Consider the following 24,593-nt stretch of genomic DNA (forward strand, 5'->3'; position numbering starts at 1 on the left):
CAAGGCAGTATCACCCTGTGGCCGATCTCATCACCGTTGAGGATCCCGACGACCCGCGCCTCCGTGACTACACAGGCCTGACCGACGTCGAGTTGCGCCGCAAGCGCGAACCGGCCGAGGGCCTGTTCATCGCCGAGGGCGAGAAGGTCATCCGCAGGGCGAAGGACGCGGGCTACGAGATGCGTTCCATGCTGCTGTCCGCCAAGTGGGTCGACGTCATGCGCGACGTCATAGACGAACTCCCGGCCCCCGTCTACGCGGTCAGCCCGGAGCTCGCCGAGAAGGTCACCGGCTACCACGTGCACCGCGGCGCCCTCGCCTCCATGCAGCGCAAACCGCTGCCGACCGCGACCGAACTGCTGCGCACCACCCGCCGGGTCGTCGTCATGGAGTCGGTCAACGACCACACCAACATCGGCGCGATCTTCCGCTCGGCGGCCGCCCTCGGCATGGACGCGGTGCTGCTGTCCCCGGACTGCGCCGACCCGCTCTACCGGCGCAGCGTGAAGGTCTCGATGGGCGCTGTCTTCTCGGTGCCGTACGCCCGTCTCGACACCTGGCCCAAGGGGCTGGACTCGGTCCGCGAGGCCGGGTTCACGCTGCTCGCCCTCACCCCGGACGAGAAGGCCCGCAGCCTGGACGAGACCGCCCCGCACCGGATGGACAGGGTCGCCCTGATGCTCGGCGCGGAGGGCGACGGCCTCTCCACCCAGGCGCTGGTCGCCGCCGACGAATGGGTGCGCATCCCGATGTCCCACGGCGTCGACTCCCTCAACGTGGGCGCCGCGGCCGCCGTCGCCTTCTACGCGGTGACCGCCGGCCGCCCCGAGGCGTAGCCCCGTTGCCCCGCCATTTCCGGAGGCCGGCTACTCCCTGAGGGCCACGGCCTTCGCCGGTACGGCACCGGTACCGGGCACGCCCATTCCGTGTGCGGGCCCGGAGCAGCCCTGGGCCAGCGCGATCCCCAGCGCCACCAGCAGGGTCACCACGACGAACACGAACAGCCGCTGGCGCAGCAGCCGGGGATTGGCCGGCCGCCGTCCGGTACCGGTGGGACGCGGCGCCGGACGCCCGTTGCCACCGCGCGACGCGGGCCGGTTCCCGGTCCCGGTCCCGTTCCCGGGCCGGGTGCCGTTGCCGCGCGGGGCGGGCGTGGGGCGCGCGCCGTTCGGCCGCGACGGCACCCCGCCGGCCGGGCGTGAACCGCTGCCGCCGCGCGAGGGAGCGTTGCCCCGCACCGGCGCGCCCGGCCCACCGTGCGAGGACTGCGGCCGGCGCTGGGTGCGCTGCGGATCCGGGTAGGTCGAGTAGGTGTCGGTGAGCCGCCCGGTGGGCCGGTCCGCCTCCGCGGCACGCTGCGCCGGCGGCCGTACGTCGGCCAGCCCCTGCGCCTCGCGCGCGGCGATCTCCTTCAGCCGGAGCGACAGCTGGAGCGTGCTCGGCCGCTCCTCCGGGTCCTTGGCCAGGCAGGCCCGCACCAGCGGAGCGAGCGCGTCCGGTACGCCGTGCAGCTGGGGCTCCTCGTGGACGACCCGGTAGAGCATCACCTCGGAACTGCCGTGTCCGAAGGGCGAGTCGCCGGTCGAGGCGTAGGCGAGGGTCGCGCCGAGCGAGAAGACGTCGGTGGCGGGGGTGACGGCGGCCCCGCGCACCTGCTCGGGCGCGAGGAACCCGGGGGAGCCCACCGCCGTACCGACGTGGGTGAGGGTGGAGGCCCCGGTGGCCCAGGCGATGCCGAAGTCGATGATCCGCGGCCCCTTCGGGGACAGCAGGATGTTCGACGGCTTGAGATCCCGGTGCACGACCCCGGCCTCGTGCACGGCGACCAGGCCCTCGGAGAGCGCCGCGCCGACCGCCGCCGCGTCCGCCGCGCCCAGCGGGCCGTCGTCGGCGACCTTGTCGTGCAGCGAAGGGCCGGGCACGTACTGGGTGGCGAACCACGGCCGCTCGGCCTCCAGGTCCGCCGCGACCAGCCGCGCGGTGCAGCCGCCCCTGATCCGCCTGGCCGCCGAGACCTCACGGGCGAAGCGGGACCGGAACTCCTGGTCCTCCGCCAGATCGGGCCGGATCACCTTCAGCGCGACCCGCTGCCCCTTCTTGTCGGAGCCGAGGTAGACCACGCCCATCCCGCCGGCGCCGAGCCTTCTGTGAAGCCTGAACGAGCCGACGACGCGCGGGTCCTCGCGCCTCAGGCGCATCATCGCCATGTTCATCCCCGCTGCCCGGTCCGTCTGACGTGGCACAGCTTACGTTTACCGGGCCGCCCGTGCGCAGAGGCCGCGCCCTCTCGGCCCGATGGATTGTCAGTGCCGGGTGCGAGACTTGAGGAGTGGTCAGGAAGGCGCCGTTATCGGCTCCTTTGAGCACCCGTCTGCTCCAACAAGCCGTCACAGAAGGGGGATTGATGCTGTGAAGGGTGACCGCGTGGAGATAGTCGTGGACGCCGGCGACACGACCCGTACGTACGAGGTGGTGGCGAGCAGGGCGGGCCGCCGGGTGGAGACAGCGGTACGACGGGGGGTGGTGGAAGTGAGCGAAGTCACGCGAAACGGAGCCGTCGTCCGGACCGCCCGCTTCATGGCGACCCGGGTCCTGGCCCTCGTGGAGCAGCCGGTGCCCCGCGAGGACAGCTCGGAAAAACCAGGAAGGACCGGGCACCCCCTCCGGGAAGACCCTGAGGGGTAGGACGAGACGTAGGACCCGTCTCCACCCAGGGGAGTAGACCGCAGGTCACGGCTCATCCTCTCGGAGGCCCGCGATTCGGTACGAGGGCATGACGTCCGCGAGGTGGCACGCGCCTAGATTTGAGGTCAAGCGGCGGGTGCAGCACTCGTCCCCCGAGGTCAGACACCCGCCGCTGCCAACGACAACTGAGCTCGGTCAGGAGAGGGACCATGGCCCTTACGGCACAGCGGACACACACCACCCGCCCCCGCCGCCAGGGCCGTCGCCACCCACTGGTGGCGACGCTGATGGCCCTTCCCCTGGCGGTCCTGCTCCTCGTCGTCTTCGACGGCTGGGAGACAGTGGCCACACAGGCGTCGTCCGTGGGAGTGATGCTGGGGCGCTGAGCGGCGACCCCAGGCCCGGAAGAGCGGTCCGGGCGGGGACATCCACCCATGAAACCCCGTGGGGACGGGGGTGCGGCGGACGGCAAAATGCCGGCGCAGCTGGGGAGCTGCGCCGGCATTGCTTTTTCCCGGGGCTTACGGCCGTTGTCCGGCCGAGGGCCGGTGGGGGCTGATCGCGCAGTTCCCCGCGCCCCTACAGGGCGCTCCCCAGCCGTGTCTCACATAGCTGCGGGCAGTCGTGCCGCTGGGGCGGCACGGGTGGGCGCTGGGGGAAGGCACCCTGCCAGCGCCGGTAAGCGTCCCCCATCTCAGCCCGGACGCGCGGCCGGCCCCCCGGCCCACCGCACCCACGTACCCTCACCGCAGCGCAGCCGCACCTCCCGGGGGATCTCATGACCGCAGACGTACTGCCCCAGCTGACCGCCGAGGTCACAGCCGCCGCCCACCCGGACGCAACCCCCTGCCACTGCGGCGCGGCCACCACCACCCTCGCCCACCGCCCCGACACCACGGTCCTCCGCCACGCGGCGACCGTCGCCAAGGCCCACGCCCCCGGCACCGACCCCACCGTCCTCACCCTCCGCCTGGCCATAGCCACCGGCCTCCCCGACGTCTTCCTGCCGCCTCTCGCCCCGGCCCCCGCCGCCTTCGTCGACGACCGTCCCGTCACCCTGTGGCCGTACGGCGTACCCCTGGACCCCGGCGCCCCGGAGGCCGCCCCCTGGGAAGCCGCCGCCACCCTCCTCGCCCTGCTCCACCGCACCCCGCCCACCCCCACCGCGCCCCCGATGGCCGGCCCCGCCAAGGCGGCCCACGCGATAGCCCGGCTCAGCGAAGCCCTCGCCGCCACGGGCGCCCACCCCGCCGCCCCGCCCGTCCTCCGTGCCTGGTCCGCCCTGCCCGCCTGGGCCCGCGCCGAGGCACCCGCGCCGGGCCGCCCCCGCACCCTCTGTCACGGCGATCTGCACCTCGGCCAGTTGGTCCGGTATCCGGCGCCGGACGGCTCGTGGCGCCTCATCGACGTGGACGATCTCGGTGTGGGCGACCCCGCCTGGGACCTCGCCCGCCCCGCGTCCTGGTACGCCTGCGGCCTCCTCCCGCCCGACGAGTGGACCCGCTTCCTCGGCGCCTACCGCGCGGCCGGCGGTCCGGCCGTACCGGAGGACGGCGACCCCTGGGCCGCCCTGGACGTCCCGGCCCGTGCCCTCACCGTCCAGACCGGCGCGCGCTACCTCGCGAAGGCGATCGCGGCGGAACGCCCCCTGGACGAGGTGGAGCGGTCCCTGATCGACGCTTGCGCCCGAATGGCACCGGAATGACCCTTTGTCCGGCCCGGTTGTCGCACGATTTCCCGAAGTAGGCTGCAACCGGCCAGGGTCGGACGGAGTCTGTCCTGGAAGAACGTGAAGCAGTTTTTACCGGCGAGGAGTTGAGCCGACCATGCAGTGTCCGAAGTGCCATGCGCCGATGCACACCTACAACCGCAACGGCGTCCAGATCGAGCAGTGCAGCGGTTGCCGGGGCATCTTCCTCGACTACGGCGAGCTGGAGGCGCTGACCCAGCTGGAGGCGCAGTGGTCCAAGCCCGTGCCGCCGCCGGCTCCGCAGGCGTACCCGGCCCCGCCCGCGCCGGCCTGGGGCGCCCCGCACGGCGGTGGCCACCACGGCGGCGGTCACGGCGGTCACTACGGCGGCCACGGTCAGCACGGCCACAAGAGCTGGGCGCACATGCTCTTCTCCAGCTGAGCGCACGAAGAAGCCCCGGCCGTACGAGACGGCCGGGGCTCTTTGCTGTGTGGACGATACTGGGATTGAACCAGTGACCTCTTCCGTGTCAGGGAAGCGCTCTCCCGCTGAGCTAATCGTCCTCGGGACCATGATCCGGAGATCACGGGCACTGCGTGCGCGATACTGGGATTGAACCAGTGACCTCTTCCGTGTCAGGGAAGCGCTCTCCCGCTGAGCTAATCGCGCGGGGTGGATCCACGGCCTTCCGGCCAAGATCCAGTGGACGATACTGGGATTGAACCAGTGACCTCTTCCGTGTCAGGGAAGCGCTCTCCCGCTGAGCTAATCGTCCTTGGAGGTGGAGACGGGATTTGAACCCGTGTAGACGGCTTTGCAGGCCGTTGCCTCGCCTCTCGGCCACTCCACCAGGAGTGTAGGGGATCGGGAAGACCCCTAGTTCCTTCGAGCGGACGACGAGGCTCGAACTCGCGACCTCAACCTTGGCAAGGTTGCGCTCTACCAACTGAGCTACGTCCGCCTGTCGTTTCGGTCCGCTCTCGCGTCCCGGCGACGTGTTGAACTCTAGCGGATTCCCGGGCCAGCACAAAAACGCGTTTGCGCAGCGTGCTGCGCCGGTACCGGCGGATGAGGTGGTCAGGGCACCCTCGACGACATGCCCGGGTCACCCCGAGGACACCCGCCATAGACTCGACGACGTGCTCCATCGTCCTCCTCATCACCCTCCTCTCGCCCGGTTCGGCGACCGCGTCGCCACCGGCCTCCTCGACGTGACCAGCGATCCCGCGGCCCTCGACTCCTCCGGTTTCTGGGCCGTCTGCGCGGATTTCGAGGGCCGGCTGACCTGCGCCCGCTTCGGCGACGTACGGGAGGAGCCGGTGCCCGCGCCGGTGCCGGGACGGTGGCGGGGGCCGGCGGCCGGTGGCTGGACGTCGTCCCTCGACCGCGCCGCGTACACGGCGGCGGTGCGGCGGATCCGCACGCACATCGCGGCCGGCGAGGTCTACCAGGCCAACCTCTGCCGCGTGCTGTCCGCGCCGGTCGCCCCGGACGCCGACGTGGACGCCCTGACCGCGCTGCTGGCCCGCGGCAACCCGGCACCGTATGCCGGAACGATTCGCCTCCCGGCGCACGGGGTGGAGATAGCCACCGCCTCGCCCGAGCTGTTCCTGCGCCGGACGGGACGGACGGTCGAGAGCGGGCCCATCAAGGGCACCGGCCGCACCGAGGCGGACCTCCTGGAGAAGGACTACGCCGAGAACGTGATGATCGTGGACCTGGTCCGCAACGACATCGGGAGGGTCTGCGCCACCGGTACCGTGACCGTCCCCGACCTGTGCGCCGTGGAGAAGCACCCGGGGCTGGTCCATCTCGTCTCCACGGTCCGGGGCGAGCTGCGCGCCGACGCCGGCTGGCCCGACCTGCTCGCCGCGGCCTTCCCGCCCGGCTCGGTCACCGGCGCGCCGAAGTCGAGCGCCCTGCGGATCATCGAGGCACTGGAGACCGCGCCTCGCGGTCCGTACTGCGGCGGCATCGGCTGGGTGGACGCGGACCGCGGCGTCGGCGAGCTGGCCGTGGGCATCCGTACCTTCTGGATCGACCGGTCCGGCGACGGTGACGCACTCCGGTTCGGCACCGGTGCCGGGATCACCTGGGGTTCCGACCCGGAGGGCGAATGGCGGGAGACCGAGCTGAAGGCCGCCCGGCTGCTCGCGGTAGCGTCGGGTACGTACGACGTGAACGAAGGGGGTCCCGGGTGCTGAGCCGGCCCGGCGGACGACCTTCGGACCCCGGCCGGTCCGCCGCATCCGGTGCATCTCGTGCATCCGACGCATCGGGCGCTGACTTGTAGAGGTAGAGAGCTGTGAAGATCTGGCTGGACGGCGGGTTGCAGGATGTCGAGTCCGCGCGTGTCTCCGTCTTCGACCACGGGCTGACCGTGGGGGACGGCATCTTCGAGACGGTGAAGGCGACCGGGGGACGGCCCTTCGCGCTCACCCGCCACCTTGACCGGCTGACCCGTTCGGCCCGGGGCCTCGGTCTGCCCGACCCCGACCACGACGAGGTCCGCCGGGCCTGCGAGGCGGTCCTGGCGGCCAACCCGATGCCGCTGGGCCGGCTGCGCATCACCTACACCGGCGGCCACGGCCCCCTCGGCTCCGACCGCGGCGACCGCGGCCCCACCCTCGTGGTCGCCCTCGGCGAGACCGGCCGCCGCGCCGACTCCACCGCCGTGATCACGGTCCCCTGGACCCGCAACGAGCGCGGCGCGCTCACCGGCCTGAAGACCACCTCGTACGCCGAGAACGTCGTCGCCCTGGCCCGCGCCCACCAATACGACGCCTCCGAGGCCCTGTTCCCCAACACGGTCGGGCAGCTCTGCGAGGGCACCGGCTCCAACGTCTTCGTCGTCCTCGACGGCGAGATCCACACCCCGCCGGTCGCCTCCGGCTGCCTGGCCGGCATCACCCGCGCCCTGACCGTCGAGTGGACCGGCGCCCGCGAGACCGACCTGCCGCTGGACGTCCTGGAGCGGGCCGACGAGATCTTCCTCACCTCCACCCTGCGCGACGTCCAGGCCGTGCACCGCGTCGACGACCGCGAACTCCCCGGCGCCCCCGGCCCGGTGACCGCCAAGGCGATGCGCATCTTCGACGAGCGGTCGGGCGACGACCTGGATCCCTGAAGCCCTCCCGGGGGTTTCTGGCGGCCCGTGGCTTTATCGGGCTGACGTCACCGTCCCGGGCGGGTAGAACACGGCTGATGACCACGACCCTGCGGCCGACCGAGCCGCTCCAGCACGGCGCCGACGGGGCGCCGTCCCGCCACTTCCAGGTGTGCGTGAACGGCAGGCCCGTCGGCACCCTCCACCTCGGCACCTCGCCGAATCTCGGTGCCCGCGTGGCCCGGATCGTCGACCTGCGTATCGAGGAGCCCGACCGCCGCCGGGGCCGGGGTACCGTGGCCGCGCTCGCCGCGGAGGAGGTGGCGCGGGGCTGGGGCTGCCGGCAGATCGAGGTGAGCCTCCCGGCCGCCGCGGAGCCGGCGCTGCGGCTCGTCACCGCGCTCGGCTACGTCCTGCGCAACCTCAGGATGGAGAAGCGCCTCGGCGACACCCCGCCCGCCCTGCCGGCCGGCAGCCTCGGCCGTGCCATGACCGAGGCCGAGTTCGAGGAGTGGCTCGCGTACGAGTCCGAGGCGCACGCACGTATGTGGATCGAGCGGGGCACGCCCGAAACCGAGGCGCACGAGAAGGCACGGCGCGACCACGCGCGGCTGCTGCCCCGGGGGCGGGCCACCGAGGACATGCGGTTCAGCATCCTCGAACACGAAGGGACACGCGTCGGCACCCTGTGGTTGGCCTTCCGGCAGGACCGGGTCTGGGTGTACGACGTCGAGGCCGACGCCGCCCACCGCGGCCGGGGACACGGCCGCACCCTCATGCTGCTGGCGGAGAACCAGGCGATCGCCGCCGGCAGACCCGTCCTCGGCCTCGACCTGTTCGCCGGCAACACCCCGGCCGAACGGCTCTACGAGTCGATGGGGTACGAAACGGTCTCCCGCATCTTCTGCAAGAACCTGATCTGAGGCCCGGTCACTCCTGCTCGGCCAGCAACCGGTCGGCGATCTCCGCCACGCGCTCGCGCAGGCCCTCCTGGCTCTTGCCGCCGTCGAGGCGTTCGCCGCCGATGACATAGGTCGGGGTGCCGGTCACGCCGATGGCCTTGCCCTCGGCCTGGTCGGCGTCCACGATCAGGATGTGCCGGCCGTCCACCAGCGCGGTGTCGAACTCCTCGGCGTCCAGGCCCAGTTCACCGGCCACCTCGACCAGGAACGGCTCGCCCCCGCGGTCCAGCTCCTCGACCCGGCCGAGGACCGCCTCGACGTACTCCCAGCCCTTGCCCTGCTCCAGGGCCTCCTCGGCGGCCTGCGCGGCGGCGAAGGCGTGCTTGTGCTTCTCCAGCGGGAAGTGCCGCAGCCGCAGCTCCAGCCGGTCGCCGTACCGGGCACGCAGGGCGCGGAGGTCGTCCAGGGCGCTGCGGCAGTCGGGACACTGGAGTTCACACCAGACGTCGAGGACCGGGGCGTCGGCGCGCGCGGGGGAGTCGTTCATGCCGACCAGTCTTCCAGGCCGTGCTCCGTCCACCCAATCGAGACGGCGGGGGTGACCGGCGACGGGGGCGGAGGACAGCGGGACGGGCGTAGCAGGGGTGGTCGTGGCTCGTCCCTGGGGTGGAGGCGACCCGGAGGGGACCCCGAGATGCCCCTGATTGTCGGGCCTGGACATGGATTGCACGGGCCGGGCGGTGCACGATGGAAGGGGCGGAGCAGCGCACGCACTCCGCCCGCCCGACCCAGCCCGCAGGAGGACCGGATGATCGCCGAGACAGTCTGTTCCGCCGTGTCCGCGGCAGGCCTGGGCATCGCCGTGGTCACCGCCTACCGCAAGCGGTACCTGGCGGCGGCCCGCACCGCCGCCTACTCCCTCGTCCCCATCGGCCTGGTGATGACCGGCGTGGTCGGCTGGCTCGCCGACACCGCCTTCAGCCCCACCGCCTGGGCGGGCTTCGGCGTGCTCGGCGCGGCCTGGGCCCTGTTCGCCACCACCCGCGCCGTGGAGCGCCGGCGCGGCGGCACCCGGGGCACCCGCGCCGAGCGCAAGGCGGCCTCCCGGGGCGCAGAGCGCGACGCCGTCGCCCCTGCCGCCTCGGCGCCGTCCCTGAGCCCGGCCACCCGCCCGGCGGCCAGGCCTGCGGCGGCGCCCCGCAGCACCGGCTCGGGAGACGACTTCAGCGACATCGAGGCCATCCTCAAGAAGCACGGGATATGACACGCCCGGGTCGCCGCCGCGCCGCGGCGACCCGGGCGCAGTTCAGCCGTGTTGCGGGCGCATGTATATGACAATCGCATGAGGCATTGAAACGACACAGTGCGTACGCGGCGCGCGCGGAAGTGTTCAGAGGACGAGCGGAAGCGAAACGGACATCGCGGAATTCGGCGAACTCCCGCCCATTCCGGGCGTGTTGATCGCGCGGCGGGTGCCCGCTGGGACATCATCGCCGCGAGATGCTGGACACGAAACAGAGCGAGGCCGCGCCGCCGAAGGACGAGCCCCGCGGGTGCCTCTTCGCCCTTTCCCAGCCACCGCTGATGATCTTCCTAGCGGTGATCGGGTGTCTGCTCCTCATGGCTGCGCTGCACGACCTGCTGTGGCTGTGAGCCGTACCCGCCCGTCCCGGCGCCACCCGCCGGGACCGGCGTCGGCATCGACGCACCTGGCCGCGACCGATCCACGGCCGCCGATCCAAGGTCCTCGGATCTCGCTCTCTGGATTTCGCTCTCTGGATCTCGCTCTCCGGGGCCCGCCCGTCGGCCCCCTGCTGCAGGCGCCCCGGCGTCGGGGGGATCAGCCCGCCGCCTCCTTGCGGCGTGCCCGGTACGCGGCGACATGCAGGCGGTTTCCGCAGGTCCGGCTGTCGCAGTAGCGGCGCGAACGGTTGCGGGAGAGGTCCACGAAGGCGCGCCGGCAGTCCGGGGCCTCGCAGCGCCGCAGCCGCTCCTGCTCCCCGGCGACGACGAAGAACGCGAGCGCCATCCCGCAGTCGGCGGCGAGGTGGTCGGCCACCGAGGCGCCGGGCGCGAAGTAGTGCACATGCCAGTCGTAGCCGTCGTGGTCCGTGAGCCGGGGCGTGGTGCCCGCGGCCGCGACCAGCTCGTTGATCATCCCGGCAGCGGCCCGGGCGTCCGGAGCGGCGAAGATGCCAGCGAACCTGCCACGGATCTTGCGCACCGCCGACAGGTCGAACTCCGACAGCATGCCCACATCGCTGATGTCGTGGTTTCGTACGAAATCCTGGAGGGCCGCGACATCGGGCAGTCCGTCCGCCGCCGCGTCGTCCTCCGGCACGGTGTTCACCAGATCCACCACGGCGTCGAGAGAACACCGGGTGTCGTGGGTGATCAGCACGTTTCGCTCCCTGGCCTGAGGGTCGGGCGGGCGCCCGCCGATGGTGGCCGATGGTAGCGACATACGGCGGCCCCGCACCGTGCCCGGTCCCACTCGTGACTGTCCGGTACAACGCGCACCGCCCCCCGGCGGTTCCACGGGCACGCGGACACACCGGCGCCGCCCCGTGACCCAACACGGTGGCGGCGCCGGTGCTGCCGTATGCGGTTGTCTAGGCCCGAGCCGTCTCCCCGAGTGGACGGCGCCGGGCGGCTTGTAGGGGGCGTGCCCTCAGCTCTCTGCCAGGATGTGCGAGAGCTCCTGATCGAGATCGAAGTGGCGGTGTTCCGTGCCCGGGGGCACGGCGGCGTCCGTTCGCTTCAGGAAGGACTCCAGAGCCCGCGCCGGGGCTTCCAGCAGGGCCTCCCCTTCCGGAGAGCTCAGGGCGATGCACACGACGCCCTGACCGTGACTGCGGGACGGCCAGACGCGGACGTCGCCGGTGCCGGTGGGGCGGTGCAGCCCCTCGGCGAGGAGGTCGCGGGCGAACACCCACTCGACGGTCTCCTCGGCTCCGGTGTGGAAGGTGGCGTGCACGGCGTAGGGGTCGGCCGTGTCGTACCGCAGGCCTGCGGGGACAGGCAGGGAGGACTCGCTCGACACAACGAGGCGCAGGTGCAGCTCGCAGCTGACCGTGGTGTTCATAAGCGCCAGGGCCTTTCGCTCAGTGTGCGCTCGGGGATTCGCACGTCGGCGAAATCGACATGCCACCTACGGTGCCGTTGTAAACCCCTCTGAGTGTTTTGCGTGTGTTTACGTAACTCTTCCGGCCGAGAGTCCGGACGCGATCTACGACCATTCCGGTGACCGGAATCGCTCAGGTAGGGTTTGGTCGTATGAATACGGGGAGTAACGAAACGGGCGAGGCTCCCGTGGCCTCGGACGCGAGTGTGGTGGACGGGACGGCGGTGGACCGGGGACGCGACGAGCGGGGGCTCGGATCGCGGGCGCCCGAGTTCGTCAGGGCGCGCCGCGTGCTGCACCTGAGCTGGCAGGTCGGGGTCTTCGCGATCGGCCTGGCGGTGGTGGCCGTGGGCATCGTCCTGCTGCCGCTGCCCGGACCCGGCTGGGTGATCATCTTCGCCGGCATGGCGATCTGGGCCACCGAGTTCGTCTGGGCCCAGCTGGTGCTGCGCTGGACCAAGCGCAAGGTCACGGAGGCGGCCCACAAGGCCCTCGACCCCACGGTGCGCCGCCGAAACATCACGCTCACGGCGATCGGCCTGGTGGTCGTCGCCGCCGGGGCGGGGGTCTACCTGTCCAGGTTCGGGATCGTGATGCCCTGGAGGATCGAGGAGTGATCCGGCCGCCGGCCACAGGCCCCGGCGACTGGTCGGGGGCACCCCCTGACATCGGGTAATGTTCTTCCTGCGCCCGGGCGATTAGCTCAGTGGGAGAGCGCTTCGTTCACACCGAAGAGGTCACTGGTTCGAACCCAGTATCGCCCACCCGGAACCACGGCCCACCTGCGAGAGAGCAGGTGGGCCGCGGTCGTTCCGGGGCCCGGGGGCGGCGTCGCGGCGGCGGGGGCCGTGCAGGGGCGGGCGGCGCGCGAAGGGGGCAATGCCCCCGCCGGGCGGCGAGCGGCCTGCGGTCGTCGCCTTTCAGGCACGGTTCCAGCGGGCTGGGCACCGGCGTGGCTCGTCGGCGCAGCACCGGAGCCTTGGGGGCCCGGGCCACGCATGCAGACGAGCGGTCGCTGCGTCTGCGGACGAACAGTCGCAGCGTCGCCTAGACCTCCGACCACTACCCGCCTCAGCCCACCCCCACCCCCAACCCCTCCTCCGGCCCTCGTCACCCCCGGAGGCGCCCCCCGGAGGCGCCCGTCGGAGCCACCCGCCCGCCTTCCGCCACCCCTCCCTCCCACTCACCGAAGCCAACCCGTAACCGCCGCCTCCCGTGGGCCACTTCACGTTCGACCCCCCGACCGTGCGCCCCTCACCTGCGACGTTCCCCGCCTTCCACCCGCCGCGGTCTCGCCGCCCCGGCGCGCCCCGTCGGCCCCGCCCGTAAGAAATTCCTGTGCGAATCATTGACGCCTCACCAGCCCCTCCGTAACTTGTGCCAGCAAGCGCTTACTTGAAACGATTCATGCAGGCGTCGGCGACGCTGCGGGGAGGGGCCCGACTATGGGAACCAGCAGGAATGTGGAGAGGCGCACCATCCTGAAGGCGGCCGGGGCCTCGGCAGCCGCGCTCGGGCTGGCCGCGACGGCCGGGTGTGGCGGCGGCAGTGGTTCGGGAGACGGAACGGTGACGATCCGTTACTCGTGGTGGGGTGCCGAGGAACGCGCACAGAAGATCAACAAGACCATCGCGCTCTTCGAGAAGAAGTACCCGAAGATCAAGGTCAAGACCGACTTCCAGACGTATGCATCGTTCTGGGAGAAGTTCCAGACCCAGGCGGCGGGCGGAAATCCCCCGGACGTTTTCCAAAATGCCGTCACCTTTCTCCGGAAGTACGACAAGCGAGGAATTCTCCTCGACCTCAAGTCACAGGTTCAGGCAGGAAATCTGAGCCTGGATCACTTCCGGGCCGGGGTGACCAAGGTCGGCGAGGTCGACGGAAAGCAGCTCGGAATCCCCGTCGGCTCCAACACCATGGCGCTGGTCATCGACAAGAAGGTCTTCGAGAAGGCCGGGGTCGAGCCGCACGCGGGCTGGACGTGGGACGACTACTTCAAGGCCCTGAAGACCATCCACGACAGGACGAAGGTCCCCGGGGACACCGGCTACTTCGCGATCATGTACCTGTACGACCTCTACCTCCGCCAGAACGGCAAGGCCTTCTACACCGCGGACGGACTCGGCTTCGACAAGGCCGACCTGACGGAGTGGTGGACCGACGGCTACAACCGCGTCAAGGCGGGCATCGTCACCGACCCGAAGGTCGTGGCGCAGGACCAGCCCAAGTCCTCCCTCTCCGCCGGCCACGGCGCCTCGGAGTTCACCTGGGACAACTTCACCGTCCGCTACTCCTCCGAGGGCAGCAGCACCTACGGCCTCGCCCCGATCCCGACCATGGACGGCAAGCACACCGGCCAGTACCTCGCCTCCCTGATGCTGAGCGCCTCCTCCCGCACGGCCCACCCGAAGGAGGTCGCGCAGTTCATCGACTTCATGGTCCACGACCCCGAGGTCGGCAAGATCATGGGCTACGACCGCGGCATCCTGGCGAGCACCGAGCAATACGCGGCGTTCAAGCCCACCGACGAGGTGAACAAGGAGATCGCGCAGTACGAGGACGACACCGCCAAGGCCGGCGTCCTCGGCACCATCACCCCGCACCCCTCCGGTGCCGACACCATCGAGGCCGCCTTCCTGCGCATCGGCGGCGACCTCGGACAGGGCAAGACGAAGGTCGCGGACGCGGTGAAGCAGTTCTTCACCGAGTCCGAGGCGGCCTTCCAGGCCTGACGGGGCGTGCCGTGACGCTCGTCAAGGACTCGCTGCCCACCGCCCGCAAGACGCGTTCGGCCGCCTCCGCCACCGCGGGGCGGCCGGCCCGCCGGCGCGAGAACCTCGCCGGCTACCTGTTCATGTCGCCGTGGATCGCGGGCTTCCTGCTGCTGACCGCGGGCCCCATGGTCGCCTCGCTCTATTTCGCGTTCACCGACTACAACCTCTTCAACACCCCGAAGTGGGTCGGGTTCGACAACTTCACCAAGATGTTCGACGACCCCCGCTGGCAGAAGTCGGTGGAGGTGACGGCGAAGTACGTCGTCATCGGCACCCCGCTGAAGCTGCTGCTCGCCCTCGGGGTGGCGCTGCTCCTCGCGCAGAGCCGACGGGGCCAGGCCTTCTACCGGGCCGCCTTCTACGCCCCCTCGCTCATCGGCGCGAGCGTCTCGATCGGCTTCGTCTGGCGGTCGCTCTTCTCCGACGGCGCGGTCGTGGACCGTACCCAGTCCTTCTTCGGCTGGCACGTCGGCGGCTGGGTCGGCAACGCCGACTGGGTGCTGTACTGCCTGGTCGCACTGACCGTCTGGCAGTTCGGCGCGCCCATGGTGATCTTCCTGGCGGGTCTGAAGCAGGTACCGAAGGAACTGTACGAGGCCGCGGAGATGGACGGCGCGGGACCCTTCCGGAAGTTCTGGAACATCACGCTGCCGATGATCTCCCCGGTGCTGTTCTTCAACGTGCTCCTGGAGACCATCCACTCCTTCCAGATCTTCGCCTCGGCGTATGTCGTCTCCAACACGGCCTGCGGCCCCGCCGACGCCACGCTCGTCTACACCTGTTACCTGTACCAGCAGGGCTTCAAGAACGCCCAGATGGGCTTCGCCTCCGCGATGGCCTGGATGCTGCTGCTGGCGGTGGCGCTGGTGACGGCCGTCCTCTTCTGGTCCCAGAAGAAGTGGGTGCACTACGAGGAGGGTGCCCGATGAGCACGATCTCCACCAAGGTCACGGACACGGTCGGCCGCAAGCGCGCCGGATCCCTCGCCTGGCATCTCGGCGCCCTGCTGATCCTCGCGGTCATCCTCTACCCGGTGGTCTGGGTGATCGGAGCGTCCTTCAAGCCCAGCAAGGACGTCATCAACAGCCTCCAGCTGTTCCCGGCCCACCCGATCCTGTCCAACTTCAAGGGCCTCGCCGACGGCATAGCGGACATCAGCATCTGGACCTTCTTCCAGAACTCCCTCTTCTACGCCGTCGGCGCCGTCGTCGGCGTCCTGATCTCCTGCTCCCTCACCGCGTACGCCTTCGCCCGCATCCGCTTCGCAGGCCGCAACCTGCTCTTCTCCCTGATGATCGGCACCCTGCTGCTGCCGTACCACGTGCTGCTGATCCCGCAGTACGTGATGTTCCAGAAGCTGGGCTGGATCAACAGCTACACCCCGCTGCTGATCGGCAAGTACCTCGCCACCGAGGCCTTCTTCGTCTTCCTGATGGTGCAGTTCATGCGGAGCCTGCCCCGGGAACTCGACGAGGCTGCCCGGCTCGACGGCTGCGGGCACTTCCGGATCTACTGGTCGATCGTGCTGCCGCTGTGCCGGCCCGCCCTCATCACCAGTGCGATCTTCACCTTCATCAACGCCTGGAACGACTTCATGGGCCCGTTGATCTATCTCAACGAGCCGGGCAAGTACACGGTCTCCCTGGGCCTGATGATGTTCCGCGACTCCGACGGCGTGGCCGCCAACTACGGCGGGATGATCGCCATGTCCCTCGTCGCGCTGCTGCCCGTGCTGCTGTTCTTCCTCGCCTTCCAGCGCTATCTGATCGACGGAATGGCGACCTCCGGACTGAAGGGCTGATGACGTCGTGGCCGACGTGCGCGCAAGGCCGTCCGTCTTCGCGGAGAGGTTCGGCGTCTTCGCCGAATGTCTGCTCACCGGGGTCTGGATCGCCGTCGCCTCCCTGGGGATCGTCACCTATCCGGCCGCCTTCGCCGCCGGCGCCCGGCACCTGCGCCGCCGTACCGCTCAGGTGAAGGGTGGCTGGCGGGAGTTCGTGAGCGACTTCCGGGCCGCCCTGCCCGGTGGCCGGCTCGTCGGGCTCGCCGGCTGGGCTGCGGTTGCCGCCGCCTGGGTGGACGTCCAGGCCGTGCGCGCCGGGCTGCCCGGCGGGCCGCTCGTCGGGGCCGTGGGGCTGTTCGCGGTGATCGGCCTCGCGGTCGCGGGGCTGCGCGCGGCGGCCGTCTGGGCCCCCGGTGACCGCTGGCGCACCCTGCTCGCGGCGGCCGGCCGCCGGACCGTCCGGGACCCCGGCGGATCCTTCCTGCTCGTCGCGGGAGCGGTCCTCGTGGTCTGTTCCGCCCTGCTCATCGCGCCGCTGGCGGTCCCCGTGCTGGGCGCCGTCGCCGCGGCGGCCGTCGCCGTGGAGGAGCGCCACCGGCGCCGCTGACCGGCGGTGTCCCATGCCAAGGGCGGCGCCACCGGCGCCGTGCCTCCATCTGTCATGCCCCTGACCACCTTGCACTCGCACGGAAAGGAAAGGCGGAAACATGTCTCCCATCCCCCGCAGGTCCCTCCTCAAGGCGGCCGCCGTCGCCGGCGCCGCCGCCCAGTTCAGCTGGGCGCTGGGTGCGAAGGACGCGCAGGCCGCGCCCGAAGCCGAGACCGCCGCCGCGGACCCGGTGACCCTGGACTGGCTGGAGGACGGCGGCCTCGGCGCCGCGCCCGGTTCGACCGTGGGCGTGCCCTGGCCGTTGGGCGCGTTCCAGGAGGACCAGGCCTTCGCGCTGACCGACGAGGACGGCAAGGACGTGCCCGTCCAGTCCTGGCCGATCGCCTACTGGCCCGACGGCTCCCTCAAGTGGACCGCCCACGCGGTGAGTTCCGGCAACGGCAGGCTCACCCTCGCGGCAGGCGAACCGGCCGCCCCCGCCCAGCAGATCACCGTCGACAAGCACGGTGGCACGATCGACGTGTCGACCGGAGTGATCGCCGTGAAGATCGGCAAGAACGGCTCGACGATCGTCAAGTCCGTCACCCGGGGGTCGACGGAGATCGCCAGGAACGGACGGCTCGTCCTCATCCGCCAGCCCGAGATCGAGGACGAGGACCAGAGCACGGTCAAGACCGAGCGCTTCGACGGGGCGATCGACTCCGTCACGGTCGAACAGGAGGGCACGGTCCGGGCCGTGGTCCGCGTCGACGGCAAGCACCGCAAGGGAAGCCGCAGTTGGCTGCCGTTCTCGATCCGTCTCTACTTCTACGCGGGCGCGGACTCCTTCCGGATGGTCCACACGATCACCTACGACGGCACCCAGGAGCCGGGCAAGGCGAGCGGTGACTTCGTCCGCGGGCTCGGGGTCCGCTTCAGCGTGCCGATGCGCGACGAGGCGTACGACCGGCACATCCGGATCGGAGGTGAGGGAACAGGCCTGCTGCGGGAAGCCGTCCAGGGCATCACCGGCCTGCGCCGCGACCCGGGCGCGGCCGTGCAGGCGGCCCAGTACGCGGGGGAGAAGCTGCCCGACCCGGCCACCTGGGACCAACGCGTCACCACCCGCCTCCAGTACATCCCGCACTGGGGCGACTACACCCTCGCCCAGCTCTCCGCCGACGGCTTCACGCTCCGCAAGCGCACCAAGAAGGGGTACGGCTGGATCGCGGCCGGCGGCGGCAGACGGGCCTCCGGTTTCGGATACGTGGGCGGGGCGAGCGGCGGATTCTCCTTCGGCCTCCGGGACTTCTGGGAGAAGTTCCCGGCCCAGCTCGACATCCGCGACGCCCACACCGACGAAGCCGAGGTCACCCTCTGGCTCTGGTCGCCCGAGGCCCAGCCGATGGACCTGCGCTTCTACCACGACGGCATGGGCCAGGACACCTACGCCGAACAACTCGAAGGCCTCAACATCACCTACGAGGACTACGAGCCGGAGTTCGGCACCCCCTACGGCATCGCCCGCACCTCGGAGCTGTTGTTCTGGGCCAACGAGACGACACCGACACCCCAGGCGCTGGCCGACCAGGTCGACGCGGTCCGGGTGCTCCCGCAACTCACGGCCCCGCCCAAGCAGTTGATCAAGGCCAAGGTCTTCGGCCCCGGCCTGTTCTCCGAGCCCGACCGCTCCACCGCCGCCAAGGCGAAGATCGAGGACCACCTCGACTTCCTCTTCACCTACTACAAGGACCAGGTGGAGCAACGCCGTTGGTACGGCTTCTGGGACTACGGCGACTTCATGCACACCTACGACACCGTGCGCCACCAGTGGCGGTACGACGTCGGCGGCTACGCCTGGGACAACTCCGAGCTCTCGCCCGACCTGTGGCTCTGGTACGCCTACCTGAGAAGCGGCCGCTCGGACATCTTCCGGTTCGCCGAGGCGCTCACCCGGCACACCGGCGAGGTGGACGTCTACCACATCGGTCAGTGGGCCGGGCTCGGCACCCGGCACGGCATCCAGCACTACGCGGACAGCGCCAAGCAGCAGCGCATCTCCAACACCACCTACCGGCGCTTCTACTACTTCCTCACCGCCGACGAACGCGTCGGCGACCTCATGGCCGCCAACGTCGACTCCGACGAGACCTTCCTCGTCCTGGACCCGCAGCGCAAGGTCCGCACCGACCCCTACACTCCCGACCGGCACGCCCTCTCCATCGGCTTCGGCACCGACTGGAGCGGCCTGGTCTCGGCCTGGCTGACCGAGTGGGAGCGCAAGGGCCCCAAGTGGGAGAAGGCCAAGGCCCGCGTCCTGTCGACCATGGAGGGCATCGCCGCCCAGCCCAACGGCTTCGTCCAGGGCAGCGGCCTCTACGACCTCGACACCGGCAGGTTCGCGACCGCCACCACCCCGGTGGTCTCCGTCTCCCACCTCTCGGCCGTCTTCGGCCTCAACGAACTCTGCGCCGAACTCATCTACCTGATCGACATGCCGAAGTTCGACGAGGCGTACTTCGACTACTGCCGCTACTTCAACGCCACCAAAACGGAACAGGCGGCACGCTACGGCTCCAACTTCGGCACTCTGCTGCTGTTCCAGGGCCACTCGCGCCTCGACGCGTACGCCGCCGTACAGACCGGCGACGCGACGCTCGCCCAGCGCGCGTGGACGAAGTTCTACAGCTCGGACGGCTACACCGAGTCCTCGCCGTGGAAGACCGAGCCGCTCTCCGGCCCGGTCACGCTCGTCGCGGGCAGCGAGGCGAGCTGGGTGTCCTCCAACGACACCGCGCTGTACGGGCTCGCCGCGATCGAGAACCTGGCCCTGCTCGGCGACAAGATGCCCTCGTAGCGGGGGTGGGGGAGCGCCGTCGCACGGGCGGCGGCGCTCGTACCGGTGAGTGTGGTCCAGGTCACTTCGTACGGGCATGAGTACGCGTACTCAGTTCCACGGTCTGCGACAGACTGCGGGCATGGACTGGAACCACTACCGCTTCCGCAGCCTGTGGCCCCTCCCGGTACCGCTCGCCACCGCGTACGAGGCGCTGCGGGAGGTGGAGGAGTACCCGCGGTGGTGGCCCCAGGTGCGTTCGGTGAACCGGCTGGACGACTCCGTCGCCGTCCTCACCATCCGGTCGTTCCTCCCGTACGACCTCACGTTCACCGCACGCGAGGCGCGGCGCGAGCCCGAGGCCGGCGTGCTGGAGATCTCGATGACCGGCGACATCGAGGGCTGGGCGCGCTGGACGATCACGGCCGACGGCACCGGCACCCTCGCCCGCTACGACCAGGTCGTCGACGTCCACAAGCCGCTGCTGCGGCGACTCGCCCTGCTGGGGCGGCCGTTCTTCCGGCTCAACCACCGGCTGATGATGAGCGCCGGACGGCGCGGACTGCTCAGGCACCTCCAAGCGGTTTGAACGACACCCGCCGGTACCTGTATCGTTCACTGCGTTCCCGGGCGATTAGCTCAGTGGGAGAGCGCTTCGTTCACACCGAAGAGGTCACTGGTTCGAACCCAGTATCGCCCACCACCGGGAAGGCCGGTCCGCTATTGCGGACCGGCCTTTTTGCTGCTCGTGATCCGGCCGAACGGTGGACTCGGCGGCCGGCGCCCGCCTGCCGCTCGGCCGGCCGCGGCGGGCGTGCCTAGGCTGGCACCGCCACGGAAGGGCGGTGCCATGGATGCTGAGCCCCGGACCAGGGCCGCGATCGAGGAGCACTGGCGGGCATCGGAACGCGGGGACGTCGAAGCCGAGCACGCCGTCTACGCCGCGGACGCGATCCTCGACTACCCGCAGTCCGGTGAGCGTTTCCGCGGGCGCGACACCATCGCGGCGCAACGCGGCGGGCACCCGGCCGACCGGCACTTCACCGTCCGGCGGATCACCGGCCACGCGCAGCTGTGGGTCAGCGAGTGCGTCATCACCTACGACGGAGTGCCGTCGTACTCGGTGAGCATCATGGAATTCGCCGACGGGCAGGTGGTGCACGAGACCCAGTACTTCGGGGGTTCCTTCGGCACACCGGCATGGCGGGCGGCGCTCGCGGAGCCGATGCCGGGACGGACCATCACGAGCTCTTGACGGTCAGCCGACCGGTTCGCAGCCGGTGGCGTCGGCGGTGTCGGCGCTGCCGAAGCGCGCCCGGTAGGCCCCCGGCGTGATGTCCAGGTTGCGTGCGAAGGCCCGGCGCAGCGACTCCGGCGAGCCGAAGCCGGTGCGCCGGGCCACCGTGGCCATGAGGTGGCCGCGCACCCGGTACGCGTGGACGAGGGCCGCGACCCGGACGGCCCCGACCGCCGCCTCGGCACCGGCGCGGCCCTCCGGGACGGCCCGGGGGACCGGTACGGCCGGAGACGGCGGGGCTGCGAAGAAGTCCCGCCACGTCTCGTCGACCGAGTCCGGGTCGTGCAGGTAGCGCTGCCGTTGTTCGTCCACGACCCATTGGTCGAGTCCGAAGTCCAGCCCGTGCACCGCCGCTGGAGCGGTTTCTGAGGCGGCGTCATGGCGTGGAACGCCTTCTTCCCTGTGTGCAGTCGTCGGATCCCGGCGCGGCCCGGCGGCCGTCCGACCGCGTCGGGCTGTCGACGCCAGAAGGCGGGGAGCGCTGAGACGGACGGCCCCTCGGGCCACATTTGCCTCACATCGGGACATCGGCGGCGTGCGCGGAAGGAGACCGTGTCCTGATCCGAGGGCCTGCTGTCCGCCCGGCGCGCGATCGGCGTCGTACGGGATCCGGTTGTGACTGTCCGGTCGCGCGTCCGCGGCCGGAGCACCGACCTCTGGGGAACGAAGATGATCGACCGTGATCCGTCGGACACCACCCGGCGGCAGCCTCCGCCCGTCCTGCGGACCCTGGGGCTCCTGCACGGCGAGCTGCGGGCCCGGCACGGCCTGTCGCTCCACGACTACCTCGTCCTCGGCGCCCTCGCAGAAGCCGAAGCCGAAGCCGAGGGCCGGTCCGGGGAGGGGCCCGTGCCCGTGCCCGTGGCCCGGCTGACGGCACTCCTCAGGGAATCGGGCAGCCGGATGTCCTTCGTCCTGAAGGGACTGCAGGCGGCCGGACTGATCGAACGCGACCGCCGGGCCGACGACCGCAGGGCGGTCGAGGTCACCCTCACCGACGCGGGACGCGCCGGTTTCGCGGACGCGGAAAGCACGGCGCAGGCGCTGCTGCGCCGGCACCTGGTGGCGTCGGGGCGGGGCACCGGCACCGGCGCCCCGCCCGTCACGCCGCCGTCGGCAGGTCCGGCCGCAGCGGCCAGTACGTGTTCACCGTCTCCGGTGTGCCGCTGCGGGTGAACCACGCCTGCAGGCCCCGCGCCTGCGCCGCGTGCCAGGTCGTCTGCAGGGTGTGCAACTCGGCCGGGGACAGGCGCTCCAGGCGGGCCGCGAAACGGCGGCCCAGCGCCCGTACGAGCTCCAGGGACGCGAGCGCGTCCGCGCCCGCGTCGTGCGCGCCTTCGAGGGTGACCTCGTAGTGCGCGCACAGGTCGGTCAGGGTCCGGCGGCCCTTGCGGTAGCGGTCCAGATGCTTGTCCAGGACCCGGGGGTCGAGGACGAGCAGGGGGCTCGCCTCGAACCAGCGGTCCAGTGCGGACGCCCGGTGCCGGCGCAACTCCCGGTCCAGAAGCGTCAGATCGAACGGCGCGTTCATCACCACCAGCGGGCGGTGCATCGCCGCGTGCTCGGCCAGTTCCTCGGCTATCTCGTGCATCACCGGCGCCGGCCAACGGCCGTTGCGCTGCAGGTGTTCGTCCGTCAGCCCGTGCACCGCCGTCGCCGCCTCCGGCACCGGCACACCCGGGTTGACCAGCCAGCGGGTCACCCGGGGCCGGGTGCCCGGGGCGTCCTGGACGACGACGGCGGCCGACACGATCCGGTCGGTCTCGACGTCAACGCCCGTGGTCTCCGTGTCGAAGGCGGCCAGGGGCCCCTCGTACCAGCACGTCATGCCCATACAACTCCTCGTTCACCCACGGCAGGTGACGTTCCGTCTTCTGCCCGTTTGGTGATACCCGGGCCGTTTGCGACGTACGCCGGAAGGACACAACAGGAGTGCGGGTCTTTGCAGTTCAGCGGCCCGCCACGGGGAAACTCTTTGGCTGGGAAGGCTGTTGGTCATGGCGATAGCGCAGCCCGAACGGGGCGGGCTGCTGCCCGAACGTACGGGCCCCCATCGCGGCACACTCGCGACCACCGCCTGCATGGAGACACTGCAGGTGGGCTATCTGCATGCCGTCGCGGCGGCGGCCGGCTGCTCGCTGTCGCAGCCCTTCCCGGACAACGGCATCGACTGGCACGTCAGCCACGGCTCGCCGGGGCACACCGTCGACGACGAGGTGACGATAAAGGTGCAGCTCAAGTGCACCTACCAGATCGCGCCCAACCCGCCGGGACGTTTCTTCTCCTTCACGCTGGACAACGACCACCTGCGCAAGCTCGCCCGCACACCGGTGTCGGTGCACAAGATCCTGGTGGTGATGCTGGTACCGCGCTCCCAGGACGACTGGCTGCGCGCCAGCCACGACCGGCTCGATCTGCGCCACTGCTGCTACTGGGTCAACCTGGCAGGGCACCCGATCACCGGCCGGCACCGGACCACCGTGCGGGTTCCGACCTCGCGCATCTTCGACGACCGGGCGCTCTGCGAGATCATGACGCGGGTCGGGACGGGAGGCAGACCATGAGGCACCGTCCGTACGAGGAGCAGCTGCGGGAGGTCCGGCCGCATCCCGACGATCTCCACGGGACCCACTGGAGCCGTCCCCCCGAGCCCGCAGAGGTCGACCCGGCCGTGCTCGGCGCCCTGCTGCGCCGGCACGGCTGGCAGCGGCGCGGGGGAGCGCCGGGGCGCTACGGCCGCTGGACCCCACCCGGGCCGGGCAGCACCGGCACCAGCCTGCTCGTACCAGAGAGCCGTGCCTTCCCGGACAGCGACGACCTGCTCGGGGAGGCACTGACGGCTCTGGTGCGCAGCGGCACGCCGGCCGCCCGCGAGGTGCTGGTCGGGCTCGCCGTGCCCAGCGATGAGATCCGCTGGTGGCGGGACGTGCCCAGCGGGCCGGCGGACGCCGCGTCCTGGACGGTCGAGGAGCAGCTGCGCACCGCCGCCCGGCAGACCCTGCTGGCCGGCGCGCTCGCCACCCGCGCGCGTGCCGGTTACTACGGCGCCCGGCACAAGCGTGCGGCCGCCGCCATGCTGGAGTCCGTCCTCGTCGGCTCGGCGGACGGCGGACGCGGCCTGGCCGCCTTCGTGCCCGTCGGCACCGGACGGCCCCTCGCCGTACGCCTCCACCAGGCCCTGTACGCCGCCCGCGAGGCCATCGACTACCAGCGGGCCACCGGCGGCATGGACGCCTTCGACGGAGCCGTCGAGGCGGGCGTGAGCCGGGAGCTGACCGACGCCCTCGTCACTCTCGTACGCGGCACGGAGGGTGCCCGCGTCTCCGTGGAGTGGGCGCCGGGCGCCGGCGTCCCCGACGACTGCGCGGCCACCCCCGAGCCCATCGAGTTCTCGCCCGGCGACCTGCCCGTGCTGCGCGAGGCGGGCGCCCGCTATCTGCGCGACGAACCCTCGGTCGCGGTCCGGGTCACCGGCACCGTCGTCCGCATGCGCCGCTCCGAGCCGCGCGGCGAGGGCGCGGTACGGCTCCGGGTGATCGCCGGGGCCGAGGTGCCGTACGTGCGGGTCACCCTCGACGAGGAGGACTACCGGATCGCCGGGCAGGCGCACCTGGTCGGGCTCCCGGTGCGGGTGCACGGGCGGCTGGAGAGCCGGGGCGGCTTCCGGCGGCTGTCCGGCGCCTTCGGGGTCGTGCCGGTCCAGGTGGACGAGGCCGAGCGGGACCGGCTGATGAAGTCGCTCCAGGAGAACCTCGACTTCTTCGAGGAGGCGTGCACCGGAGACGACTGCGACTGAGCGGGGACTG

27 protein-coding genes and 7 tRNA genes are annotated in these 24,593 nt (G+C 71.2%); 23 read left to right on the top strand and 11 right to left on the bottom strand.

All coding sequences use genetic code 11. The features are described 5' to 3' along the window. Nucleotides 1-17: 17 nt before the first annotated feature. A complete protein-coding gene (locus ACZ4UV_RS43880; RefSeq protein ID WP_390048099.1) occupies nt 18-836 on the top strand; it encodes a TrmH family RNA methyltransferase in 819 nt (272 codons plus the stop codon). A 30-nt stretch (nt 837-866) separates the two neighbouring features. Here ACZ4UV_RS43880 and ACZ4UV_RS43885 read toward each other — a convergent pair whose 3' ends face one another. Beyond that, on the bottom strand, nt 867-2,213 hold the full coding sequence (locus ACZ4UV_RS43885) for a serine/threonine-protein kinase (protein ID WP_467846512.1): 1,347 nt from the start codon (nt 2,211-2,213) through the stop codon (nt 867-869). Nucleotides 2,214-2,409: 196 nt separating this feature from the next. On the opposite strand from ACZ4UV_RS43885, the gene ACZ4UV_RS43890 reads away from it, so the two are divergent. The 4 genes from ACZ4UV_RS43890 to ACZ4UV_RS43905 all read left to right on the top strand — a co-directional run bounded on the left by ACZ4UV_RS43890 (nt 2,410) and on the right by ACZ4UV_RS43905 (nt 4,817). Next, on the top strand, nt 2,410-2,685 hold the full coding sequence (locus tag ACZ4UV_RS43890; protein WP_294001445.1) for a hypothetical protein: 276 nt from the start codon (nt 2,410-2,412) through the stop codon (nt 2,683-2,685). Between the two features lie 209 nt (nt 2,686-2,894). Beyond that, on the top strand, nt 2,895-3,071 hold the full coding sequence (locus tag ACZ4UV_RS43895) for a hypothetical protein (RefSeq protein WP_123978469.1): 177 nt from the start codon (nt 2,895-2,897) through the stop codon (nt 3,069-3,071). Between the two features lie 392 nt (nt 3,072-3,463). Next, entirely contained in the window at nt 3,464-4,390 is a 927-nt protein-coding gene (locus ACZ4UV_RS43900; protein ID WP_467846069.1) for a phosphotransferase family protein, read from the top strand. Nucleotides 4,391-4,511: 121 nt separating this feature from the next. Then, complete coding sequence (locus ACZ4UV_RS43905) at nt 4,512-4,817, top strand: TFIIB-type zinc ribbon-containing protein (protein ID WP_390048096.1); 306 nt, start codon at nt 4,512-4,514, stop codon at nt 4,815-4,817. 50 nt (nt 4,818-4,867) lie between these two features. Here ACZ4UV_RS43905 and ACZ4UV_RS43910 read toward each other — a convergent pair. The 5 genes from ACZ4UV_RS43910 to ACZ4UV_RS43930 all read right to left on the bottom strand — a co-directional run bounded on the left by ACZ4UV_RS43910 (nt 4,868) and on the right by ACZ4UV_RS43930 (nt 5,337). Next, nucleotides 4,868-4,939, bottom strand: a tRNA-Val gene (locus tag ACZ4UV_RS43910). 34 nt (nt 4,940-4,973) lie between these two features. Further along, nucleotides 4,974-5,045: transfer RNA gene (locus ACZ4UV_RS43915), tRNA-Val, on the bottom strand. A 34-nt stretch (nt 5,046-5,079) separates the two neighbouring features. Further along, nucleotides 5,080-5,151 (bottom strand) — tRNA-Val (locus ACZ4UV_RS43920). Between the two features lies 1 nt (nt 5,152). Continuing rightward, nucleotides 5,153-5,226, bottom strand: a tRNA-Cys gene (locus ACZ4UV_RS43925). Between the two features lie 38 nt (nt 5,227-5,264). Next, a tRNA-Gly gene (locus ACZ4UV_RS43930) sits at nt 5,265-5,337 on the bottom strand. Between the two features lie 178 nt (nt 5,338-5,515). Here ACZ4UV_RS43930 and ACZ4UV_RS43935 point away from each other — a divergent pair. The 3 genes from ACZ4UV_RS43935 to ACZ4UV_RS43945 all read left to right on the top strand — a co-directional run bounded on the left by ACZ4UV_RS43935 (nt 5,516) and on the right by ACZ4UV_RS43945 (nt 8,405). After that, a complete protein-coding gene (locus ACZ4UV_RS43935) occupies nt 5,516-6,580 on the top strand; it encodes a chorismate-binding protein (protein WP_467846074.1) in 1,065 nt (354 codons plus the stop codon). A gap of 101 nt (nt 6,581-6,681) precedes the next feature. Next, on the top strand, nt 6,682-7,503 hold the full coding sequence (locus ACZ4UV_RS43940; RefSeq protein ID WP_467846079.1) for an aminotransferase class IV: 822 nt from the start codon (nt 6,682-6,684) through the stop codon (nt 7,501-7,503). A gap of 77 nt (nt 7,504-7,580) precedes the next feature. Next, nucleotides 7,581-8,405 carry a GNAT family N-acetyltransferase gene (locus ACZ4UV_RS43945; protein WP_467846083.1) on the top strand — a complete coding sequence of 275 codons (825 nt, stop codon included), beginning with the start codon at nt 7,581-7,583 and terminating at the stop codon, nt 8,403-8,405. Between the two features lie 7 nt (nt 8,406-8,412). Here the strand turns inward: ACZ4UV_RS43945 and ACZ4UV_RS43950 are convergent, their stop codons facing one another. Continuing rightward, nucleotides 8,413-8,931, bottom strand: a complete 519-nt coding sequence (locus ACZ4UV_RS43950; RefSeq protein WP_390048090.1) for a DsbA family protein — start codon at nt 8,929-8,931, stop codon at nt 8,413-8,415. A gap of 261 nt (nt 8,932-9,192) precedes the next feature. Here ACZ4UV_RS43950 and ACZ4UV_RS43955 point away from each other — a divergent pair, with 261 nt between their 5' ends. Together ACZ4UV_RS43955 and ACZ4UV_RS43960 are read left to right on the top strand one after the other, a co-directional pair. Next, nucleotides 9,193-9,648: a hypothetical protein gene (locus tag ACZ4UV_RS43955; protein ID WP_451019881.1), complete on the top strand. Its 456-nt coding sequence runs from the start codon at nt 9,193-9,195 to the stop codon at nt 9,646-9,648. Between the two features lie 236 nt (nt 9,649-9,884). Beyond that, on the top strand, nt 9,885-10,037 hold the full coding sequence (locus ACZ4UV_RS43960) for a hypothetical protein (RefSeq protein ID WP_167450005.1): 153 nt from the start codon (nt 9,885-9,887) through the stop codon (nt 10,035-10,037). Nucleotides 10,038-10,224: 187 nt separating this feature from the next. On the opposite strand, the gene ACZ4UV_RS43965 is transcribed toward ACZ4UV_RS43960, so the two are convergent. Both ACZ4UV_RS43965 and ACZ4UV_RS43970 read right to left on the bottom strand, forming a co-directional pair. Continuing rightward, nucleotides 10,225-10,785: a CGNR zinc finger domain-containing protein gene (locus ACZ4UV_RS43965; RefSeq protein ID WP_351487642.1), complete on the bottom strand. Its 561-nt coding sequence runs from the start codon at nt 10,783-10,785 to the stop codon at nt 10,225-10,227. A gap of 270 nt (nt 10,786-11,055) precedes the next feature. After that, nucleotides 11,056-11,469, bottom strand: a complete 414-nt coding sequence (locus ACZ4UV_RS43970) for an SsgA family sporulation/cell division regulator (RefSeq protein ID WP_004002642.1) — start codon at nt 11,467-11,469, stop codon at nt 11,056-11,058. 191 nt (nt 11,470-11,660) lie between these two features. Between ACZ4UV_RS43970 and ACZ4UV_RS43975 the strand changes: the two genes are divergently transcribed. The 10 genes from ACZ4UV_RS43975 to ACZ4UV_RS44020 all read left to right on the top strand — a co-directional run bounded on the left by ACZ4UV_RS43975 (nt 11,661) and on the right by ACZ4UV_RS44020 (nt 20,745). Further along, nucleotides 11,661-12,125: a TIGR02611 family protein gene (locus ACZ4UV_RS43975; RefSeq protein ID WP_467846104.1), complete on the top strand. Its 465-nt coding sequence runs from the start codon at nt 11,661-11,663 to the stop codon at nt 12,123-12,125. A gap of 75 nt (nt 12,126-12,200) precedes the next feature. Next, nucleotides 12,201-12,272, top strand: a tRNA-Val gene (locus ACZ4UV_RS43980). 681 nt (nt 12,273-12,953) lie between these two features. After that, nucleotides 12,954-14,240, top strand: coding sequence for an extracellular solute-binding protein (locus tag ACZ4UV_RS43985; protein ID WP_467846110.1), 1,287 nt, complete (start codon nt 12,954-12,956; stop codon nt 14,238-14,240). A gap of 11 nt (nt 14,241-14,251) precedes the next feature. Next, nucleotides 14,252-15,211: a carbohydrate ABC transporter permease gene (locus ACZ4UV_RS43990; protein ID WP_451019884.1), complete on the top strand. Its 960-nt coding sequence runs from the start codon at nt 14,252-14,254 to the stop codon at nt 15,209-15,211. Continuing rightward, the gene (locus tag ACZ4UV_RS43995) at nt 15,208-16,083 is read left to right on the top strand and encodes a carbohydrate ABC transporter permease (protein WP_451019885.1); all 876 of its coding nucleotides are present in this window, start codon (nt 15,208-15,210) and stop codon (nt 16,081-16,083) included. Before ACZ4UV_RS43990 ends, ACZ4UV_RS43995 begins: the two co-directional genes overlap by 4 nt. Before the next feature lie 16 nt (nt 16,084-16,099). Next, the gene (locus ACZ4UV_RS44000) at nt 16,100-16,672 is read left to right on the top strand and encodes a hypothetical protein (RefSeq protein ID WP_351487843.1); all 573 of its coding nucleotides are present in this window, start codon (nt 16,100-16,102) and stop codon (nt 16,670-16,672) included. 100 nt (nt 16,673-16,772) lie between these two features. After that, complete coding sequence (locus ACZ4UV_RS44005; protein ID WP_451019886.1) at nt 16,773-19,511, top strand: exo-rhamnogalacturonan lyase family protein; 2,739 nt, start codon at nt 16,773-16,775, stop codon at nt 19,509-19,511. A gap of 121 nt (nt 19,512-19,632) precedes the next feature. Further along, nucleotides 19,633-20,079 (top strand): SRPBCC family protein, encoded by a 447-nt coding sequence (locus tag ACZ4UV_RS44010; protein WP_390048075.1) that lies wholly within the window; start codon nt 19,633-19,635, stop codon nt 20,077-20,079. A gap of 39 nt (nt 20,080-20,118) precedes the next feature. Next, a tRNA-Val gene (locus ACZ4UV_RS44015) sits at nt 20,119-20,193 on the top strand. A 147-nt stretch (nt 20,194-20,340) separates the two neighbouring features. Then, nucleotides 20,341-20,745 carry a nuclear transport factor 2 family protein gene (locus ACZ4UV_RS44020; RefSeq protein WP_451019887.1) on the top strand — a complete coding sequence of 135 codons (405 nt, stop codon included), beginning with the start codon at nt 20,341-20,343 and terminating at the stop codon, nt 20,743-20,745. A gap of 3 nt (nt 20,746-20,748) precedes the next feature. Here the strand turns inward: ACZ4UV_RS44020 and ACZ4UV_RS44025 are convergent, their stop codons facing one another. After that, nucleotides 20,749-21,099: a 2-oxoglutarate dehydrogenase E1 subunit family protein gene (locus ACZ4UV_RS44025; RefSeq protein WP_451019888.1), complete on the bottom strand. Its 351-nt coding sequence runs from the start codon at nt 21,097-21,099 to the stop codon at nt 20,749-20,751. 357 nt (nt 21,100-21,456) lie between these two features. Between ACZ4UV_RS44025 and ACZ4UV_RS44030 the strand changes: the two genes are divergently transcribed. Continuing rightward, the gene (locus ACZ4UV_RS44030) at nt 21,457-21,963 is read left to right on the top strand and encodes a winged helix DNA-binding protein (protein WP_451019889.1); all 507 of its coding nucleotides are present in this window, start codon (nt 21,457-21,459) and stop codon (nt 21,961-21,963) included. Here the strand turns inward: ACZ4UV_RS44030 and ACZ4UV_RS44035 are convergent. Beyond that, the gene (locus ACZ4UV_RS44035; RefSeq protein ID WP_467846131.1) at nt 21,890-22,615 is read right to left on the bottom strand and encodes an exonuclease domain-containing protein; all 726 of its coding nucleotides are present in this window, start codon (nt 22,613-22,615) and stop codon (nt 21,890-21,892) included. The two genes, ACZ4UV_RS44030 and ACZ4UV_RS44035, sit on opposite strands and share 74 nt — an antisense overlap. Nucleotides 22,616-22,784: 169 nt before the next feature. On the opposite strand from ACZ4UV_RS44035, the gene ACZ4UV_RS44040 reads away from it, so the two are divergent. Both ACZ4UV_RS44040 and ACZ4UV_RS44045 read left to right on the top strand, forming a co-directional pair. Continuing rightward, nucleotides 22,785-23,351 (top strand): DUF4365 domain-containing protein, encoded by a 567-nt coding sequence (locus ACZ4UV_RS44040; RefSeq protein WP_093505297.1) that lies wholly within the window; start codon nt 22,785-22,787, stop codon nt 23,349-23,351. Further along, on the top strand, nt 23,348-24,583 hold the full coding sequence (locus tag ACZ4UV_RS44045) for a hypothetical protein (RefSeq protein WP_390048066.1): 1,236 nt from the start codon (nt 23,348-23,350) through the stop codon (nt 24,581-24,583). Before ACZ4UV_RS44040 ends, ACZ4UV_RS44045 begins: the two co-directional genes overlap by 4 nt. Nucleotides 24,584-24,593 lie beyond the last annotated feature (10 nt).

This window comes from Streptomyces sp. NPDC028289 (assembly GCF_055565975.1).

What these genes read in the sequence shown, in the direction of transcription:
- ACZ4UV_RS43885 (WP_467846512.1), bottom strand. Translation starts at nt 2,213, where the DNA reads ATGAACATGGCGATGATGCGCCTGAGGCGCGAGGACCCGCGCGTCGTC.
- ACZ4UV_RS43895 (WP_123978469.1), top strand. Translation starts at nt 2,895, where the DNA reads ATGGCCCTTACGGCACAGCGGACACACACCACCCGCCCCCGCCGCCAG.
- ACZ4UV_RS43900 (WP_467846069.1), top strand. Translation starts at nt 3,464, where the DNA reads ATGACCGCAGACGTACTGCCCCAGCTGACCGCCGAGGTCACAGCCGCC.
- ACZ4UV_RS43905 (WP_390048096.1), top strand. Translation starts at nt 4,512, where the DNA reads ATGCAGTGTCCGAAGTGCCATGCGCCGATGCACACCTACAACCGCAAC.
- ACZ4UV_RS43945 (WP_467846083.1), top strand. Translation starts at nt 7,581, where the DNA reads ATGACCACGACCCTGCGGCCGACCGAGCCGCTCCAGCACGGCGCCGAC.
- ACZ4UV_RS43950 (WP_390048090.1), bottom strand. Translation starts at nt 8,931, where the DNA reads ATGAACGACTCCCCCGCGCGCGCCGACGCCCCGGTCCTCGACGTCTGG.
- ACZ4UV_RS43955 (WP_451019881.1), top strand. Translation starts at nt 9,193, where the DNA reads ATGATCGCCGAGACAGTCTGTTCCGCCGTGTCCGCGGCAGGCCTGGGC.
- ACZ4UV_RS43960 (WP_167450005.1), top strand. Translation starts at nt 9,885, where the DNA reads ATGCTGGACACGAAACAGAGCGAGGCCGCGCCGCCGAAGGACGAGCCC.
- ACZ4UV_RS43970 (WP_004002642.1), bottom strand. Translation starts at nt 11,469, where the DNA reads ATGAACACCACGGTCAGCTGCGAGCTGCACCTGCGCCTCGTTGTGTCG.
- ACZ4UV_RS43975 (WP_467846104.1), top strand. Translation starts at nt 11,661, where the DNA reads ATGAATACGGGGAGTAACGAAACGGGCGAGGCTCCCGTGGCCTCGGAC.
- ACZ4UV_RS43985 (WP_467846110.1), top strand. Translation starts at nt 12,954, where the DNA reads ATGGGAACCAGCAGGAATGTGGAGAGGCGCACCATCCTGAAGGCGGCC.
- ACZ4UV_RS43995 (WP_451019885.1), top strand. Translation starts at nt 15,208, where the DNA reads ATGAGCACGATCTCCACCAAGGTCACGGACACGGTCGGCCGCAAGCGC.
- ACZ4UV_RS44005 (WP_451019886.1), top strand. Translation starts at nt 16,773, where the DNA reads ATGTCTCCCATCCCCCGCAGGTCCCTCCTCAAGGCGGCCGCCGTCGCC.
- ACZ4UV_RS44010 (WP_390048075.1), top strand. Translation starts at nt 19,633, where the DNA reads ATGGACTGGAACCACTACCGCTTCCGCAGCCTGTGGCCCCTCCCGGTA.
- ACZ4UV_RS44020 (WP_451019887.1), top strand. Translation starts at nt 20,341, where the DNA reads ATGGATGCTGAGCCCCGGACCAGGGCCGCGATCGAGGAGCACTGGCGG.
- ACZ4UV_RS44030 (WP_451019889.1), top strand. Translation starts at nt 21,457, where the DNA reads ATGATCGACCGTGATCCGTCGGACACCACCCGGCGGCAGCCTCCGCCC.
- ACZ4UV_RS44035 (WP_467846131.1), bottom strand. Translation starts at nt 22,615, where the DNA reads ATGACGTGCTGGTACGAGGGGCCCCTGGCCGCCTTCGACACGGAGACC.
- ACZ4UV_RS44040 (WP_093505297.1), top strand. Translation starts at nt 22,785, where the DNA reads ATGGCGATAGCGCAGCCCGAACGGGGCGGGCTGCTGCCCGAACGTACG.
- ACZ4UV_RS44045 (WP_390048066.1), top strand. Translation starts at nt 23,348, where the DNA reads ATGAGGCACCGTCCGTACGAGGAGCAGCTGCGGGAGGTCCGGCCGCAT.